The organism is Amycolatopsis sp. lyj-90, from assembly GCF_046549035.1.
GTDB lineage: Bacteria > Actinomycetota > Actinomycetes > Mycobacteriales > Pseudonocardiaceae > Amycolatopsis.
Window position 1 is genome coordinate 88,103 of the sequence record NZ_JAJPWP010000001.1, and the last position, 14,583, is coordinate 102,685.

19 protein-coding genes are annotated in these 14,583 nt (G+C 67.9%); 10 read left to right on the forward strand and 9 right to left on the reverse strand.

Annotated elements, in window-relative coordinates; translation table 11 throughout:
• Window positions 1-59 precede the first annotated feature (59 nt).
• Window positions 60-1,145 carry a TetR family transcriptional regulator gene (locus tag ACLJPX_RS00380; protein ID WP_410598157.1) on the forward strand — a complete coding sequence of 362 codons (1,086 nt, stop codon included), beginning with the start codon at window positions 60-62 and terminating at the stop codon, window positions 1,143-1,145.
• Here the strand turns inward: ACLJPX_RS00380 and ACLJPX_RS00385 are convergent.
• A complete protein-coding gene (locus tag ACLJPX_RS00385) occupies window positions 1,142-1,666 on the reverse strand; it encodes a GNAT family N-acetyltransferase (RefSeq protein ID WP_101606986.1) in 525 nt (174 codons plus the stop codon). The genes ACLJPX_RS00380 and ACLJPX_RS00385 overlap by 4 nt on opposite strands.
• A gap of 78 nt (window positions 1,667-1,744) precedes the next feature.
• Here ACLJPX_RS00385 and ACLJPX_RS00390 point away from each other — a divergent pair, with 78 nt between their 5' ends.
• From ACLJPX_RS00390 to ACLJPX_RS00400, 3 genes are read left to right on the forward strand one after another with little or no spacing between them, the layout of a single operon-like run.
• Entirely contained in the window at window positions 1,745-2,110 is a 366-nt protein-coding gene (locus ACLJPX_RS00390; protein WP_410598158.1) for a winged helix-turn-helix transcriptional regulator, read from the forward strand.
• A 41-nt stretch (window positions 2,111-2,151) separates the two neighbouring features.
• Window positions 2,152-2,748, forward strand: coding sequence for a TetR/AcrR family transcriptional regulator (locus ACLJPX_RS00395; protein ID WP_410598159.1), 597 nt, complete (start codon window positions 2,152-2,154; stop codon window positions 2,746-2,748).
• A 24-nt stretch (window positions 2,749-2,772) separates the two neighbouring features.
• Window positions 2,773-3,543 carry an SDR family NAD(P)-dependent oxidoreductase gene (locus tag ACLJPX_RS00400; protein WP_410598160.1) on the forward strand — a complete coding sequence of 257 codons (771 nt, stop codon included), beginning with the start codon at window positions 2,773-2,775 and terminating at the stop codon, window positions 3,541-3,543.
• Between the two features lie 3 nt (window positions 3,544-3,546).
• Here ACLJPX_RS00400 and ACLJPX_RS00405 read toward each other — a convergent pair whose 3' ends face one another.
• From ACLJPX_RS00405 to ACLJPX_RS00420, 4 genes are read right to left on the reverse strand one after another with little or no spacing between them, the layout of a single operon-like run.
• Entirely contained in the window at window positions 3,547-4,836 is a 1,290-nt protein-coding gene (locus ACLJPX_RS00405; RefSeq protein ID WP_410598161.1) for an NAD(P)/FAD-dependent oxidoreductase, read from the reverse strand.
• 2 nt (window positions 4,837-4,838) lie between these two features.
• Window positions 4,839-5,105 carry a DUF4235 domain-containing protein gene (locus ACLJPX_RS00410; RefSeq protein WP_101606991.1) on the reverse strand — a complete coding sequence of 89 codons (267 nt, stop codon included), beginning with the start codon at window positions 5,103-5,105 and terminating at the stop codon, window positions 4,839-4,841.
• The gene (locus ACLJPX_RS00415) at window positions 5,102-5,407 is read right to left on the reverse strand and encodes a DUF3618 domain-containing protein (protein WP_410598162.1); all 306 of its coding nucleotides are present in this window, start codon (window positions 5,405-5,407) and stop codon (window positions 5,102-5,104) included. The genes ACLJPX_RS00410 and ACLJPX_RS00415 overlap by 4 nt, the downstream gene beginning before the upstream one ends.
• The gene (locus ACLJPX_RS00420; RefSeq protein WP_410598163.1) at window positions 5,404-5,802 is read right to left on the reverse strand and encodes a phage holin family protein; all 399 of its coding nucleotides are present in this window, start codon (window positions 5,800-5,802) and stop codon (window positions 5,404-5,406) included. Before ACLJPX_RS00420 ends, ACLJPX_RS00415 begins: the two co-directional genes overlap by 4 nt.
• A 135-nt stretch (window positions 5,803-5,937) precedes the next feature.
• On the opposite strand from ACLJPX_RS00420, the gene ACLJPX_RS00425 reads away from it, so the two are divergent.
• Together ACLJPX_RS00425 and ACLJPX_RS00430 are read left to right on the forward strand one after the other, a co-directional pair.
• Window positions 5,938-6,399, forward strand: coding sequence for an SRPBCC family protein (locus tag ACLJPX_RS00425; protein WP_101606994.1), 462 nt, complete (start codon window positions 5,938-5,940; stop codon window positions 6,397-6,399).
• Window positions 6,400-6,496: 97 nt separating this feature from the next.
• Window positions 6,497-6,961: a hypothetical protein gene (locus tag ACLJPX_RS00430; RefSeq protein WP_410598164.1), complete on the forward strand. Its 465-nt coding sequence runs from the start codon at window positions 6,497-6,499 to the stop codon at window positions 6,959-6,961.
• Window positions 6,962-7,523: 562 nt separating this feature from the next.
• On the opposite strand, the gene ACLJPX_RS00435 is transcribed toward ACLJPX_RS00430, so the two are convergent.
• From ACLJPX_RS00435 to ACLJPX_RS00445, 3 genes are all read right to left on the reverse strand, one after another.
• Entirely contained in the window at window positions 7,524-8,312 is a 789-nt protein-coding gene (locus tag ACLJPX_RS00435) for a SigB/SigF/SigG family RNA polymerase sigma factor (protein ID WP_101606996.1), read from the reverse strand.
• A complete protein-coding gene (locus ACLJPX_RS00440) occupies window positions 8,309-8,761 on the reverse strand; it encodes an anti-sigma factor (RefSeq protein ID WP_101606997.1) in 453 nt (150 codons plus the stop codon). Before ACLJPX_RS00440 ends, ACLJPX_RS00435 begins: the two co-directional genes overlap by 4 nt.
• A gap of 64 nt (window positions 8,762-8,825) precedes the next feature.
• Window positions 8,826-9,158, reverse strand: coding sequence for a plasmid stabilization protein (locus tag ACLJPX_RS00445; RefSeq protein WP_410598165.1), 333 nt, complete (start codon window positions 9,156-9,158; stop codon window positions 8,826-8,828).
• Between the two features lie 110 nt (window positions 9,159-9,268).
• Between ACLJPX_RS00445 and ACLJPX_RS00450 the strand changes: the two genes are divergently transcribed.
• Together ACLJPX_RS00450 and ACLJPX_RS00455 are read left to right on the forward strand one after the other, a co-directional pair.
• The gene (locus ACLJPX_RS00450) at window positions 9,269-10,231 is read left to right on the forward strand and encodes a TIGR03557 family F420-dependent LLM class oxidoreductase (RefSeq protein WP_410598166.1); all 963 of its coding nucleotides are present in this window, start codon (window positions 9,269-9,271) and stop codon (window positions 10,229-10,231) included.
• 118 nt (window positions 10,232-10,349) lie between these two features.
• A complete protein-coding gene (locus tag ACLJPX_RS00455) occupies window positions 10,350-10,541 on the forward strand; it encodes a hypothetical protein (protein WP_101607000.1) in 192 nt (63 codons plus the stop codon).
• 20 nt (window positions 10,542-10,561) lie between these two features.
• On the opposite strand, the gene ACLJPX_RS00460 is transcribed toward ACLJPX_RS00455, so the two are convergent.
• Entirely contained in the window at window positions 10,562-12,355 is a 1,794-nt protein-coding gene (locus ACLJPX_RS00460; protein ID WP_410598167.1) for a sigma-54-dependent Fis family transcriptional regulator, read from the reverse strand.
• Between the two features lie 231 nt (window positions 12,356-12,586).
• On the opposite strand from ACLJPX_RS00460, the gene ACLJPX_RS00465 reads away from it, so the two are divergent.
• The gene (locus ACLJPX_RS00465; RefSeq protein WP_410598168.1) at window positions 12,587-12,832 is read left to right on the forward strand and encodes a hypothetical protein; all 246 of its coding nucleotides are present in this window, start codon (window positions 12,587-12,589) and stop codon (window positions 12,830-12,832) included.
• A gap of 94 nt (window positions 12,833-12,926) precedes the next feature.
• Window positions 12,927-14,576 (forward strand): methane monooxygenase, encoded by a 1,650-nt coding sequence (locus ACLJPX_RS00470; protein ID WP_410598169.1) that lies wholly within the window; start codon window positions 12,927-12,929, stop codon window positions 14,574-14,576.
• The last annotated feature ends 7 nt before the right edge of the window (window positions 14,577-14,583 follow it).

Genomic DNA, 14,583 nt, shown 5'->3' on the forward strand with positions numbered 1-14,583 from the left:
TCATCATCTGAATGCCCAAGGTATCTTGATCCGGGTCCGCAGGCAACGACGGGGGAGTGATGGTCCGGCTGAGCAGGGCGGAGACGCAGGAGCGCAATCGCGCGAAGGTGCTGGCCGCCGCGCGCGACGAGTTCGCGGAGCAGGGCTTCCGCGACGCCAAGATCGACGTCATCGCCGAGCGGGCGGAGCTCACCCGTGGCGCCGTCTACTCGAACTTCCCCGGGAAACGCGCGCTGTACTTCGCCGTCCTCGCCGAGCTTGCGGAACACTCCGCCGGAGCGCCGCACGCCGTGCCGGGCGAGACGCTCCAGGACGCGCTGGGGGCGCTGGCCAGGGCGAGAATGGCGGCGTTTCCCCTGGGTGAGGACCAGGCGGGCCTCGCGCGCGACCTGATGCCGGAGGTACTCGCGGACGAGCGGATCCGGCGCCCGTTCGCGCAGCTGGTCAAGCTCAACGGGCTGTTGCTCGGGCTCGCGCTGGAGCGGCTCGACCCGCCGGAACGCCCGGAGGGCGCGCCGGTCCCACGTCGTGTCCGGCTCGCGGAGACCGTGCTGACCGTGCTGCACGGGGCGGGCCAGCTGGCGGCCGCCGATCCAGGTCTCGTCGAACCTTTCGACGTCGTGAGCGCCGGCGAACGGCTGGCGGGGCTGGCCTTCAACGACTGGTGGGCGCCGCCGGTGATCGCGCCCGCCGCGCAGGCCGCCGATCGGCCGTGGTCACCGCCCGGGGCCGTGGACCTCGTCCGTGCCGAACCGTTCGTGCCCGCCGACGGCGTGGTCGTCGTGCTCGGCACCCATCGGATCTCCGCGGCCGAGGAGGCCGTCCGGGCCCACGATGGCGACGTCACCGTCGCCGTCGTGACCAGCGAGCCCGACGAACTCGTCCCGCTGACCCGGCTGATCGTCGCGGAGTTGTGCGGCGGTCTGCGGCAGGCCTTCCCGGAGCGGGCGTGGCCGGGCGTGCGCGTGGTGTGCGACGTGACCGGGACGCTGGCCGCGTCGGCGGGGGTGCTCGCGGTCAGCGACGAGACCGAAGCCGCGGTCCGCGTCGAGCAGGGCCGGATCGTCGCCATGGCGGACGGGCGCGGCGCGGGGCACGCCGTCTCGACGACGGGCGAAGTGTCCCGTGTGGACGATCGACGCTAGAGGACGTCGGTGTGCCGGATCCGGTACACCTGCAGGCGAAGCCCGTAGTACTTCTCGGTTTCGCCGACCCAGACCATTCCGAGCCGTTTCGCGGTCGCGATGGCGCGCACGTTGTTCGGCCGCGCGACGGCGAAGAACTCGTCCGTGTCCTGGGTGAACGCCCAGCCGAGCAGCGCACGGGCGGCCTCGGAGGCGTAACCCTCGCCCCAGGCGTCCGGATGCAGCTGCCAGCTGATCTCCAGGTCCTCTTCGTACGGCGGCAGCAGATGGATGCCCAGTCCGCCGACGACGGCGCCGTCTTCCTTGCGCTGCACCGCCCATCTTCCGCGCGGGGGCACGAGATTGGGCTGCGCCTGCTGCCAGGCCTGCAGAACCGAACGCATGGCCGCGGCGTCGGTGACCCGGTCCATCGCCGGGGTGAGCCAGCGGGTCACGTCAGTGGTGCCGTAGATCGCCAGAGCGGCTTCGGCGTCGTCCTCGGACCACTCGCGGACGACGAGCCTTTCGGTGGTCAAGTCCATAACAGAACGTTACGCGCATAGGTGGGTTGATGGGGTGTCTCGATCATGACAACTCGGCAAACCGCGTACCGTGGCCCCATGCGCGCCGACGCTTCGACCACCCCGGAACAGGCCTGTCCGATCGCCCCGGTGGTCGACCTCGTGTTCAGTCGCTGGACGACGCCAATCCTGTGGGCGCTCAACGAATTCGGCAGGCAGCGGTTCGTCGAACTCGAGCGCCGGATCGGGACGATCACGCCGAAGGTGCTGACCCAGCGGCTGCGACAACTGGAACGCGACGGACTCCTCACGCGGACCTATCACGCGGAGGTGCCACCCCGGGTCGAGTACGAGATCAGCGACCTGGGCCGGAGCCTGGCGCCGCTGTTCGCGACCCTCGCGGACTGGTCGGCGGAGAACCTGCCGAAGGTGGAGAAGGCCCGGTCGGCCTACGACTCCGACTAGCTTTCTTGACCGATCGGTCCAGATGTGGCTAAGCTTCTCTCGTGTCCCGGGTGAAGGAATTCGACGTCGACGCGGCCTGCGATGCCGCGCTGGAACTGTTCTGGCGGCAGGGGTACGAGGCCACCTCGGTCAGTGATCTCGTCGCCGGACTCGGCATCGGCAAGGCCAGCCTCTACGCGACGTTCGGTACCAAGCATCAGCTGTACCTGACAGCCTTGAACCGCTACATCGCCCGGGGCAACGAGCGGTTCGTCGCGGACTTCGCCGGACCGGGGCCCGCCCTCGACGGCGTGCGGCGGCTCATCGAACGCTATGTCGCCGAGATCCTCGACGAATCGGGCCGCAAAGGCTGTTTCGTGGTCAACGCCGCGATGGAAATGCTGCCGAAGGATCCCGAGGTCGCGCGTGTGGTCGAACGCAGCTGGGACGCGCTCGAACTAGCGTTGCGGATGGCGTTGAGCCGGGCGAAGGCACAGGACGAAATCGGCGCCGGTGCCGATCCGGAAGCGCTCGCCGGCTTCCTGCTCACCGTCCTGCAGGGGATGCGGGTCCTGGGCAAGGGGCTGGATCACGCGGCACGCGTCCGGGCGACGGCGAAGCAGGCCATCGCGGTCCTCGAAGCCGCCCGTCAGCACTGATAATAGAACGATCGGACCAGAAAGATGGGTACTGTGGGGAAGCGATTCAGCGGCAAGGTCGTCCTGGTCACCGGGGGAGGTTCCGGGATCGGCCGCGCCACGGCGGCCGCCTTCGCTCGCGAAGGCGCTCAGGTCGTCGTCTCGGGCCGGGACGACGAGAAACTGCGCCAGACGGTGAAGGAGATCGAGGCCGAAGGCGGCGCGGCCGACGCGGTGACCGCCGACGTGAGTGTCGGCAGCGAAGTCGAACGTCTCGTCACCGAGACCGTTCGGCGGCACGGGAAACTCGACGTCGCGTTCAACAACGCGGGCATCCTCGGCAGCCCCGCGCCGACCGCGGACCTCGACGAAGACGGCTTCGACGCCGTCGTGCGGACCAACCTCACGGGCACCTGGCTGTCCATGAAGCACGAGATCGCGCAGATGCGGGAGGGCGGCGGGGGAGTCATCGTCAACATGGCGTCCAACATCGGCTCGCACATCCGCCTCCCCGGAATGGCCGCCTACGCCGCTTCGAAGGCCGCCGTGGACGTGCTGACCCGGACCGCCGCCCGCGACCACATCGCCGAGGGGATCCGGATCAACGCGGTGAGCCCCGGCGCCACCGACACCGGCATGTCGTTGCGGCCCGGTGAAACCGAGGCCGACCGCGCCGAACGGCTCGGCGCGGTCATCCCGCTCGGCCGGATCGGCGCGGTCGAGGAGATCGCCGCGGCGGTGCTGTGGCTGGCCTCCGAGGAATCCGCGTATGTCGTGGGGCAGGACATCGTCCTCGACGGTGGCGTGAGCGCCTGATCTTCAGTTGCGGGGCGGTTCCGGGGAGCCGGTGTCGAGCGGTACCGCCGCCGACCTGACAAGTCCTAATTGGACAGTCTGTCGTTTCGTCACCGCTTCCAGCGCCCAGTCGGTGGCGGTGCGCAGCCGGTTTCCCGGCATGGCCAGCAGGTGGTACCCCCGCGTGACCGCCTTGGCGGCGAGCCCGGAAAGGGGGATGTGCAAGGGATTCGCCGCGGCCTGATGACCGCCGAGGTCGACGACGAAGCCGAGATCGTGGTGCCGGTAGGTGCCGTGCGAGCCGTGCCCCAGTGACGCGGCGACGTTCCGCCCGGCGAGCCTTCCTTGCCGCTCGGCGTGCTGGGCCGTCATCGGCGTGTATTCGCCCGGCCTGGTCAGATCCGGGACGGCGGCCGCGTCGCCGCACGCGTAGACGTCGCGTCGTCCGGGGACGTTGAGTTGCGTGGTGACGACGAGCCTGCCCTTGGCCGTCTCCAGTCCCAGGTCCTCGATCAGCGGATCCGGCCGGACCCCGACGCACCAGACGAGGGTGCGGGTCGGCACGGATTCGCCGGAGGTCAACGTGACGCCTTTCGCGTCGGCGTTGTCGACCGACGTCTTCATCAGCACCTCGACGCCGCGCGCCCGCAACACCTCGTCCGCGGTGGTCCCGAGCCTGCGGTCGAGTTCCGGCAGGACACGTCCGGCCACGTCCAGCAGCAGCCAGCGGATCTTCTGGCCGTCCAGTTCTGGATGCCGGGCGGCGAGCGCGGCGGTGAACGCCGGCCCCTGGGCGGCGACTTCGGTTCCGGTGTAGCCGGCGCCGACCACGACGAACGTGCAGCGCGCGTCGCGTTCGGCCGGATCTTCGGCGGAGGCCGCGAGCTCTATCTGCCGGGTGACGTGATCCCGCAGGTAGAGCGCCTCGGCGAGTCCGCGGAAGCCATGGGCGTACTCGGGCACGCCGGGGATCGGCAACAACTTGTTGACGCTGCCCGCGGCGAGCACGAGGCGGTCGTAGCCGATTTCGTGCTCGCGATCCTCGGGGTCGGTGTAGCGCACGCTGCGGCCGTCGAAATCGACCGAGGTCGCGGTGCCGAGCACGAGGCGCACGCCCCGCAGGGTGCCGGGGATGGAGACCGAAATCCGCCGCGGTTCCAGGATCCCGGCGGCGACTTCGGGCAGCAGGGGAAGGTAGAGGAAGTAGTCGGTCGGGTTCAGCACGACGATCTCGGTGTCGTCGCCGACCGACTTGAGCAGGGTTTTGGCGGCGTTGTAACCGGCGAACCCGCCTCCGATGATGACTACGCGCATCGTCAGTCCTCGGTGGGCCAGTCGCCGGTCGCCTTGCGGTAGCCGATCGCGCCCGCCCGTTCGGTGGCCGCCTTCACCGCCCCGAAGATCGCGCCCTGCGCAGCGGCCGCGACGAGTACCTGGGTCCAGGTGAAGTCCCGGTCCGTGGCGTTCGGCGCGTCTTCCTCGCCGCTCACGCGTTTCCAGATCTGCTTGAACGCGATCCCGGCGAGCACACCGCCCGCTGCGCTCACGACCATGTTCAGTGGCTTGTAAAGGACCTTGTTCACGAGGAAGACCTCTTTCGCATGATCAGCCGGATCGTCACGAGCAGTGCGAAAACACCGACGAAGATCGGCAGGGGGTTGTCGCGGACGATTTCGGTGCCCTGACGGAACTTGTCCGCCGCGGGCTCGGAGACCTTTTCGGAGATCTTGGCGCTGGCCTGGTCGACCTTGGCGTCGAGGTTGTCGTTGACCCGGGTCTTGACGTCGAGCTTCCGGCCCAAGGCGTCGAGGGTCTCGGTGAGCTCCTCACGCGTCACATCGCGATCGGCGCGGGCTTCTTCCGCGTTCTTGGGAAAATCGGTCATGAGCGCACTCCCTGCTTGACGGTGTCGACATCCTTACGGACGCCTTCGATGGCCTCTTCCGGCACCGGCGGTGTCGCGCTCGCGATCTCCTTCTTACCGACGATGGCCGAAAGTCCGCCGATCAGCAGCAGTGCCGCGCCGGTCACCACGGCGGCCAGCCAGGCGGGCATGACCAGGGCGAGTGCCAGCACCACCGCGGCGATGAGAGTGGCCAGGCCGAACAGCGCGAACAACCCGGCGACGCCGAACAACCCGGCGCCAAGTCCCATCCGCTTTCCCTTGCCCTGCAATTCGACGACGGCGAGCCGCATCTCGTCGCGGACGAGACGTTTGACCTCGTCACTCAGGTCGGAGAGCAATTCGCCGACCGACCGGTCTTCGGTCTTTTCGATCATGGAGCACCTCCTCGGGGCGTTCTGCCCGCCGGGTACCCGGGAGTAAGCGCGATCAATCACGGCGCGTTTCGGCCCTCGGGGTGCCGGGTAGCCGAGGAGTGCCGGCTCGAAAGCACCCAACAATCAGGAGGATGCATGAGCACGATCACCGAAATGGTCGACGTCGACGTACCGGTCAAGACCGCGTACAACCAGTGGACCCAGTTCGAGTCCTTCCCGCAGTTCATGGAAGGTGTCGAGGAGATCCGCCAGGTCGACGCGACCCACACCCACTGGGTGACCAAGTTCGGTGGTGTGAGCCGGGAATTCGACGCGACCATCACCGAACAGCATCCCGACGAGCGCGTCGCGTGGACGTCGGACTCCGGTCCCGACCACGCGGGCGTCATCACCTTCCATCGCCTGGACGACAACAAGACGCGGGTCACGGCGCAGATGGAGATCGATCCGGAGGGCTTCGCCGAGAACGTCGCCGACAAGCTCGGCATCCTCGACCGCCGCGTCAAGGGCGACATGAAGCGGTTCAAGGAGTTCATCGAGAGCCGCGGTCATGAGTCCGGCGCGTGGCGCGGTGACGTGGATCGTCCCGGCAGCTGACCCCCACCCGGTGATCTCCCCCTGGAAAACGCCGTTTTCCAGGGGGAGATCCCGGGTATTTCACGGGTGAGGTCCACAACGAAGGGAGCGTCCCGGCATGACTACCAACGCATACGTAGCCTTCCTCGTCATCGGGGTTGCGCTGGTCATGCTCGACGGCCTGATCATCTACCAGAGCGGCAAGCGCTACCTGCGAGGTTCCTACGGCGATCCGGCGGCCGGGGCGTCCATGACCTGGCTGGTCACGGTGCTGTTCCACCTCGCGACGCTGGGCGTCCTGGCACTGCTGTCGACGATCGACATCGGGGGCAGCGACCTTCCGGGTGTGGTCGGCAGGCTGGGTGTCCTGTTGCTGGTCCTGGCCATCGCCCACGCGATCACGCTCGGCGTGCTTTCGCGGATCCGCGGCGAGCAGGAGGCCGAAGCGGTCATCAACCGCCCCAGGCAGCGCGTCGAACCCGAGCAGCAGGGCACCACGGTGACGCCGGTGCCCGGGCAGGGAGGCCGGTACCCGACCGCGAGCCCGTCGATCGAGCAGCAGGCGCCGTACACGACGCCGTAACGCTCGCAGGGTGGTCGGCCTTCGTGAGTGGCGATTCGGATTGCCAGCGCCGTGGTCGCTTGAAGTACGTGATGGCCCCCTTCCTTGCGCTAGACGCAAGGAAGGGGGCCATCACGTACTTGGGGAAGGTGTGAGCGTCGAGTTTCTTCGGCTGAGCCGAGGGAACGGAGGCATTCACGCGCGGCCGCTGTGGCTGTTGGTGCGGGTGGGGTGAAAGTGGCGGCCGTGGCGATCACGAAGTCCGTGAAGGCCTCCATCACTACGGTCAAGGTAGGCAAGGGGCCCTTCACGGCCCGGACTCGTGAACGGCCGCGGCCAGAGGCCGTAGGTAACCAAGACACCCTTAGCCCTAACCCGAATCGCCACTCACGGCTGAGGAGTCGCCGATCCGGGCAACCGTGAGGCCACACCAGCCGGTTCGGGTGTCGCGAAAGCCACTTCCGGGACATCAGAACGTCGCGAAAGTGGCTTTCGCAACACTCCCGCTGGGCATGACGAAGTCCGTGAAGGCCTCCTTAACTACCGTCAGGGTAAGTAAGGAGGCCTTCACGGACAGGCCGCTCTACTCCGAGAGCTTCCCTCGCAACTGTTCCAGCGTCTGCGAAAGAAGCCGCGAGACGTGCATCTGCGAAATGCCGATCCGTTCCGCGATCTGCGTCTGGGTGTAGCCGCCGAAGAACCGCATCACGAGGATCGCGCGTTCGCGCTTCGGGAGTTCCCGCAGCAGCGGTTGCAGCGCCTCGTGGTTCTCCACCAAGGCCATCTCGTGGTCCTCCTCGCCGATCGTGTCGGCGAGTGAAAGAGCCTCGGTGGCGTCGTCGTGAACCGGCTTGTCGACCGACAACGTCTGGTACGCCTGGCCGGCGAGCAGTCCTTCACGCACTTCGTTGACCTCGAGCCCGAGGTACTCGGCGAGTTCGGTCGGCGTCGGCGCGCGGCCGAGGCGCTGGGACAGCGCGGCCGTGCCCTGGCTGAGCGAAACGTGGAGTTCCTTGAGCCGCCGCGGTACCCGGACCGACCAGCCGGTGTCCCGGAAGTGCCGCCGGACCTCGCCCATCACCGTGGGGACGGCGAAGGAGAGGAAGTCGTGGCCCCGTTCGGGATCGAAGCGGTCGACCGCGTTGATCAGGCCGATCCGTGCCACCTGCACCAGATCCTCGCGGGGCTCGCCCCGGCCGGAGAACCGGGTGGCGATGTGCTCGGCGAGCGGGAGCAGTTCGGTGACCAGGCGGGCTCGCACCTCTTGGCGGCGAGGGGAGTCCTCCGGGAGGGCGGACAGCTCTTCGAAGAGGGGTTCGCAATGGGCGTAGTCATCCGCCTGGCGGGCGGTCGACCTGCGCTCGGCGTTCACCCGTCGCTCGTTCCCGGTGTCAGGACGAGGTCGATCGTCGTCGTGCTCCCCGTTTCGCCGGGAATCGGCTCGCAACGAGCCGCCACCGACCGGGTCAGGGTCGTCAGCACGTGCCATCCGAACGTCGTTTCGCTCGGGAGATGGGCTTTGGCCGTCCGAGTGGAGATCGAAACGGCTATCCCTTCCGGGATCTCGTGAAAGACGCAACACAGGGTCGCTCCCAGTTCTGCGGGCTGGACCAGTTGGGAACAGGCTTCGTCGACGGCCATCTTCGCGTCTGAAATGGCGTCCAAGCCGAAGTCCGCACGTGCCACCACTCCGTGGGTGAGCGTGCGGACGAGGGGGATCTGTTCCGCCTCGGCGGGGAGACGGAGTTCCACTCGATCGAGAAATCCGTCCTCTTCATGGCGGGTTTCAGGGGTGAGGCTGCCCCGTGCGTGTGAATCCATTACGTGACCTATCCGTCCATGGCCGTGGGGCAACCGCGGTGGGGACCCGCCGCGGGACAGGCGATCAACGGCCAAGGGCGCGCTGAAGCTCCTTTTTGGACATCTTCGACCTGCCCTCGATATCGCGCTTCTTCGCTTCGTTGTAGAGCTGGTCCTTGGTGGGGCCGTTCGGGCCCAGCCGATTGCCGGACCGCAGACCGCCTCGCCTCTGCGGGGACATGTCCTCGGTGGAGGTCTTGCTCGCCTCGCGCGACTCGCCCGATTGCGCGCGGTTCTTGTTCACCGTGCGTGCGGCGATCTCCTCCGCGCGGTCCGTGCTCGCTCCACGGTCCTTCGCCGAGTCCTTGATGTGTTCGTACTGTCGTTCGCGTTTGTCGCTCCAACTCCGCTGAGGCATGACTGCTCCCTTCTCCTCAGCTCAGGTACCCCGATCGTTTCGCTGGATAAACCTCCGGTTGACCGCCGGAGCGGGCGGGTACGCGGAGGTCAGACGCGAAGGAGGCTTCAATGCGCATCGGCTACACGCTCATGACCGAGCAGACCGGGCCGAAGGACCTGGTGGGGTACGCCGCCGCGGCCGAGCGGGCGGGATTCGACTTCGAGGTGATGAGCGACCATTACTCGCCTTGGCTGGACGAGCAGGGCCATTCGCCGTACGCGTGGAGTGTGCTGGGCGCGGTCACCCAGAGTACTGAACGGGTCGAACTGATGACCTTCGTGACGTGCCCGACCATGCGCTACCACCCGGCGGTGGTGGCGCAGAAGGCGGCGACCGTCCAGGAGCTCTCGGACGGCCGGTTCACCCTCGGGCTCGGAGCGGGAGAGAACCTCAACGAACACGTCGTCGGACGCGGCTGGCCACCGGCGAACGTCCGCCACGAGATGCTCGCCGAAGCGATCCAGATCATCGGCGGGCTGTTCGACGGCGGGTACTTCAACTACGCGGGTGACCACTTCCGGGTGGACTCGGCCAAGCTGTGGGACCTGCCGGAGCAGCGTGTCCCGATCGCCGTCGCGGTGTCCGGGTCGCAGTCGGTCACCCGGTTCGCGCCGATCGCCGACGCGATGATCGCGGTGGAGGCGGACGAGTCGCTGGGCCGGGAGTGGGACGCCGTCAAACCCGGCCCGCCGACCAGGAAGATCGCCCAGCTGCCGGTGTCCTGGGGCGAAGACCGCGACGCGGCGATCCAGCGGGCGCACGAGCAGTTCCGGTGGTTCGCCGGTGGCTGGAAGGTCAACGCCGAACTGCCGGGGCCCGCCGGGTTCGCCGGGGCCACCCAGTTCGTCAAACCGGAGGACGTCGCCGCGGCCATCCCGTGCGGGCCGGACGTGGATCGGATCGTGAAGCAGGCAGGCGAGTTCGAGGCGGCCGGGTTCACCGATCTCGCCCTGATCCAGATCGGCGGCGACCAGCAGGAAGGCTTCCTGCGCTTCGCCGAAGAGACGTTGCTCCCGGCGTTGCGAGGCTGATTCACACGGACGGAGTAAGGCCGCCGTGTCTCTGCGCACCCGAACGGGGACACCTGTGTTCAAGCCCGCGATCGTGGGTACTAGAGCGACACGTCGGCCTTCATCCAAGGGGGAATTGATGAGAAACGAACTCGGACTGCACCCGGTACCCGACCTGCTGTCGGACGGCCTGGACTCGCCACAGCAGGAGGAGATGCGCCGCAAGGCGGCCCTCACCGTGGCGTCTCGGGCGACGAGTGCCGATGACTGCGCGACCCTGCTGGACATGCTCGGCCTGCACGACGGCGGCCGCAGCTTCGAAGTGGCCTGATCCGGCGGGGCGGCGGCCGCTCAGGAGGTCCGCGCCGGCGCGACGATGCCGTACTCGTGGATCTTCCGGTAGATCGTCGCCCGGGAGATGCCGAGAAGCTGGGCCGCGCGCATCTTGTTGCCGTCGGCGTCTTCGAGACCCCGCACGATCGCGTCGCGTTCGATCACCTCGAACCGGTTGAGCGGGCGTCGCGTCACGGCGTGGAACTCGGCGGGAAGGTCGCCGGGGACGATGGTCCCCGAACGGCGGCGTTGCGCGACCTTCCGCAGCACCTGGTAGAGCTGGCCCGCGTTCCCCGGCCACTCGGCCCGCATGAGCAGGTGCAGCGCGGCGGCCGAGCAGGTGAGCCGCCCGCCGTAGCCGAGTTTGCTCAGGAACAAGGGGATGAGCTCGGTGAGGTCCTCGGCGTGGTGACGCAGGGGCGGGACCTGGACGGTGCGAGGGAAGAACTTCAGCGGCTCCGCCAGCTCGGGCACGGTTTCGGTGCCGGGGGCGAGGGTCAGCACCACCCATGGCCCGCCCTCGTCCCGCAGGTCCCGCAGCAAGCGGACGAACGGCTCCGCGGCGGCGGCCGAGAGGCGGTGCGCGTGCCGGACGACGAGGGTGGCCGGGGGATGGGTGCGGAGTTCGTGGCGCAGGTCGTCGGCCCAAGCCGCGTCGACCGCCCCCGATGCGTCCACTGTGCACAGTCGTGCCGCCGGGCTGCGCCGCATGTGCATCCCTTTGGCCAGAGCGTGCTTTCCCGTTCCTGGGCCACCTTCGAGGACGACCCATTCCTTGCGGCTGAACCCGGTTTCCAGCTCGTGCCCGCACCGCAGCCACAGCGGCGCGGAGCCGACGACGCCGGGGAGGTACATCGGCAGCAGCGGAACGGTCCCGGCGGTGGTCTCGCCGGTTTCGAGAAGCTTGACCGACAGCACCCCGCCCGCGACGTCGCCGTCCCGCCGTCCGGGGACGCGACGGCAGAACACGCGGACCCGCTGGCCACTCGACAGCGCGAGTTCCGCGGTCGTCCTGCCGCCCGACTCCAGCGCTTCGGCGGCGAAGCCGAGCAACACCGACTGGTCGGACGGGTCGAGCAACTGCCGCGCCCGGTCGTTCATCATCACGATGTCCTCGTTGAACGCCAGCACGATCCCGGTCCAGCGGCGGCAGGTCTGCAGATAAGCCTGGAACAGCATCATTTCGTGCAGGTCGCTGTGCCGCAGCATCGCCTGGCGGATCTGCTCGGCCGTCGAGCGGGCCAGCGCCAGCAGCAGCCCGCCCGCGTCCTTGTACCAGCAGGTGAGGTCGACGGCGCCGATCTTCTTGCCGGAGAGGGGATGGAGGATCGGGACGCCGGCGCAGGCCAGGTTCTCCAGGTGCTCGGCGTAGTGCTCGTGTCCGAACACCTGCGTGGCGCGGCCGTCTTCGAGCGCCGTGCCGATGCCGTTGGTGCCGACGGACTGCTCCCCGTAACTGAACCCGGGGACCAGTTCGACCCTTTCGAGATGGCGGCGCAGTTCGTTGTCGCCGGTGCTCTGGGTCAGGACGACCCCGTTCGGGTCGGTGAGGATGAGGCTGATCGGCTGCCCGTCGAACTGTTCGCCGAGTTTGGCCAGCACCGGTTCGGCCCCGCGGATCAGCGGGATGTCGAGGTTCTGGTCGCCGAGATACCGCGGGTCGATCCGGTCCGCCTGCACCCGGAGGTCCCGCGACCGGCGCCAGGACGCCAGGATCGGCTGCCGTACGCAGCCTGATTCGATCGGTTCCTCGGTGAGGAACCGGACCCTCGTCCGTGCGAGTCGTTCGTCGGCGACGACCATGCCGTCCACGTGACCTCCCGCGAGTCCCGCGGCCCGCGTGGGTGCGGGCACACCCTTGTGCCGCTTCGTCCAGGGTAGAGGCGGGCGGCCTCGGGTGGTGTCTCAAATTGAGACGGCCACCTGTTCGCCGTCGTGGGTGAAGGGGACTTTCCCGCCTGCCCTTCGTCTCAAATTGAGACTCACGGTCACGCGCGCCGGAGGTGCGATGAGGGGTCAGCCCCCGACAGCGAGGAGCGCCCGATGTCCCCGGCCACCCCGTCCGCGGAGACCTACAACCCGTGGACGATCGTCGACCTCGTCTTCCGTCATCTGGCCGACCAGGGCCTGCATCCGGTGCTCGGCGCCGACGGCCATCCGGGTCGGCCCGCGGCGGAACTCCTGCGCGCCTTCGGGATCACTCCCACGGTCGAGGGCGACGCGCGGATCCAGCGCGGCGTCCACGACGAACTGGCCGAACTCCGCGCCCGGATGCTCGGCGAGCGCTAGGCGGGTGTCTCACATTGAGACCCGCGAGGGTCGCGAGCCGCCCTCTAATGGTGAGCGGGAGCCGTCGGAGGGTGCCACGGAGAAGGAGTGATCCATGAGCCGCCAGAGTGTGGCGAAAGCCCACCAGAAGATCCAGGAACTGTCGTGGGAACCGGCGTACCACACACCGGTGTCGCATTACGGGACCGACTACACCTTCCGCAAGGCCAAGAAGAAGGACCCGCTCAAGCAGGTGTTGCGGTCCTATTTCCCGATGCAGGAGGAAAAGGACCACCGCGTGTACGGCGCCGAGGACGGCGCGATCCGCGGCAACATGTTCCGCCAGGTCCAGGAACGCTGGCTGGAATGGCAGAAACTGTTCCTGAGTATCATCCCGCTGCCCGAGATCTCCGCCGCGCGGGCGATGCCGCTGCTGTTCCGCACGGTGCCGAACCCGGAACTGCACAACGGCCAGGCGATCCAGATGATCGACGAGGTCCGGCATTCGACGATCCAGCAGAACCTCAAACGCCTGTACATGCAGAACTACATCGACCCGGCGGGCTTCAACTCGAGTCTGCGCAATTTCCAGAACGACTACTGCGGCACGATCGGCCGTCAGTTCGCCGAGGGGTTCATCACCGGGGACGCCATCACCGCGGCGAGCGTCTACCTCACCATCGTGGCGGAGACCGCGTTCACGAACACATTGTTCGTCGCGATGCCCGCCGAAGCCGCCGCCAACGGTGACTATCTGCTCCCGACGGTGTTCCACTCGGTGCAATCCGACGAATCCCGCCACATCAGCAACGGATACGCGACCCTGCTGATGGCGCTGTCCGACGAGAGCAACCACCAGTTGCTCGAACGCGACCTGCGGTACGCGTGGTGGAACAACCACGCCGTCGTCGACGCGGCGATCGGCACGTTCATCGAATACGGCACCAAGGACCGCCGCAAGGACCGCGAGAGCTACGCGGAGATGTGGCGCCGCTGGATCTACGACGACTACTACCGCAGCTACCTCGTCCCGTTGGAGAAGTACGGTCTCGTCATCCCGCACGACCTCATCGAAGAGGCGTGGAACCGGATCTGGAACAAGGGCTACGTGCACGAGGTCGCCCAGTTCTTCGCCACCGGCTGGCTCGCCAACTACTGGCGGATCGACCCGATGACGGACAAGGACTTCGAGTGGTTCGAGTACAAGTATCCGGGCTGGTACGACAAGTACGGCAAGTGGTGGGAGAACTACAACCGCCTCGCCACCCCGAACGGGCACCACCCGATCGTCGCCGAGGACGTCGACTACGTGTACCCGCACCGGTGCTGGACCTGCATGGTCCCGTGCCTCATCCGCGAGGACATGGTCACCGACAAGGTCGAGGGGCAGTGGCGCACCTACTGCTCGGAGACCTGCCGCTGGACCGACGCCGACGCTTTCCAGCCCATCTACCAGGGCCGCAACACGCCGAACATGGGCAAGCTCGTCGGCGCCCGCGAATGGGAAACGCTGTACCACGGCTGGAACTGGGCCGACGTCGTCTCCGACATGGGTTTCGTGCGTGACGACGGCAAGACCATGGTCGCCCAGCCGCATCTGGACCTCGACCCGAAGAAGATGTGGACGCTCGACCACCTCCGCCGGATGCCCGAGGTGCAGTCGCCGAACGTGCTGCTGAACCAGATGACCGACGAGCAGCGGGCCGCGTTCCAGGCCGACTACAACCGCCAGGGCCCGGCAGGCCGCCCGGCGCCGCGCGCCTAGAGACCAA

Coding starts and splice junctions, on each gene's coding strand:
- ACLJPX_RS00465 (WP_410598168.1), top strand. CDS start 12,587: ATGTCCCCGGCCACCCCGTCCGCGGAGACCTACAACCCGTGGACGATC.
- ACLJPX_RS00415 (WP_410598162.1), bottom strand. CDS start 5,407: ATGACCGATTTTCCCAAGAACGCGGAAGAAGCCCGCGCCGATCGCGAT.
- ACLJPX_RS00455 (WP_101607000.1), top strand. CDS start 10,350: ATGAGAAACGAACTCGGACTGCACCCGGTACCCGACCTGCTGTCGGAC.
- ACLJPX_RS00450 (WP_410598166.1), top strand. CDS start 9,269: ATGCGCATCGGCTACACGCTCATGACCGAGCAGACCGGGCCGAAGGAC.
- ACLJPX_RS00405 (WP_410598161.1), bottom strand. CDS start 4,836: ATGCGCGTAGTCATCATCGGAGGCGGGTTCGCCGGTTACAACGCCGCC.
- ACLJPX_RS00385 (WP_101606986.1), bottom strand. CDS start 1,666: ATGGACTTGACCACCGAAAGGCTCGTCGTCCGCGAGTGGTCCGAGGAC.
- ACLJPX_RS00425 (WP_101606994.1), top strand. CDS start 5,938: ATGAGCACGATCACCGAAATGGTCGACGTCGACGTACCGGTCAAGACC.
- ACLJPX_RS00420 (WP_410598163.1), bottom strand. CDS start 5,802: ATGATCGAAAAGACCGAAGACCGGTCGGTCGGCGAATTGCTCTCCGAC.
- ACLJPX_RS00470 (WP_410598169.1), top strand. CDS start 12,927: ATGAGCCGCCAGAGTGTGGCGAAAGCCCACCAGAAGATCCAGGAACTG.
- ACLJPX_RS00430 (WP_410598164.1), top strand. CDS start 6,497: ATGACTACCAACGCATACGTAGCCTTCCTCGTCATCGGGGTTGCGCTG.
- ACLJPX_RS00390 (WP_410598158.1), top strand. CDS start 1,745: ATGCGCGCCGACGCTTCGACCACCCCGGAACAGGCCTGTCCGATCGCC.
- ACLJPX_RS00380 (WP_410598157.1), top strand. CDS start 60: ATGGTCCGGCTGAGCAGGGCGGAGACGCAGGAGCGCAATCGCGCGAAG.
- ACLJPX_RS00445 (WP_410598165.1), bottom strand. CDS start 9,158: ATGCCTCAGCGGAGTTGGAGCGACAAACGCGAACGACAGTACGAACAC.
- ACLJPX_RS00440 (WP_101606997.1), bottom strand. CDS start 8,761: ATGGATTCACACGCACGGGGCAGCCTCACCCCTGAAACCCGCCATGAA.
- ACLJPX_RS00400 (WP_410598160.1), top strand. CDS start 2,773: ATGGGTACTGTGGGGAAGCGATTCAGCGGCAAGGTCGTCCTGGTCACC.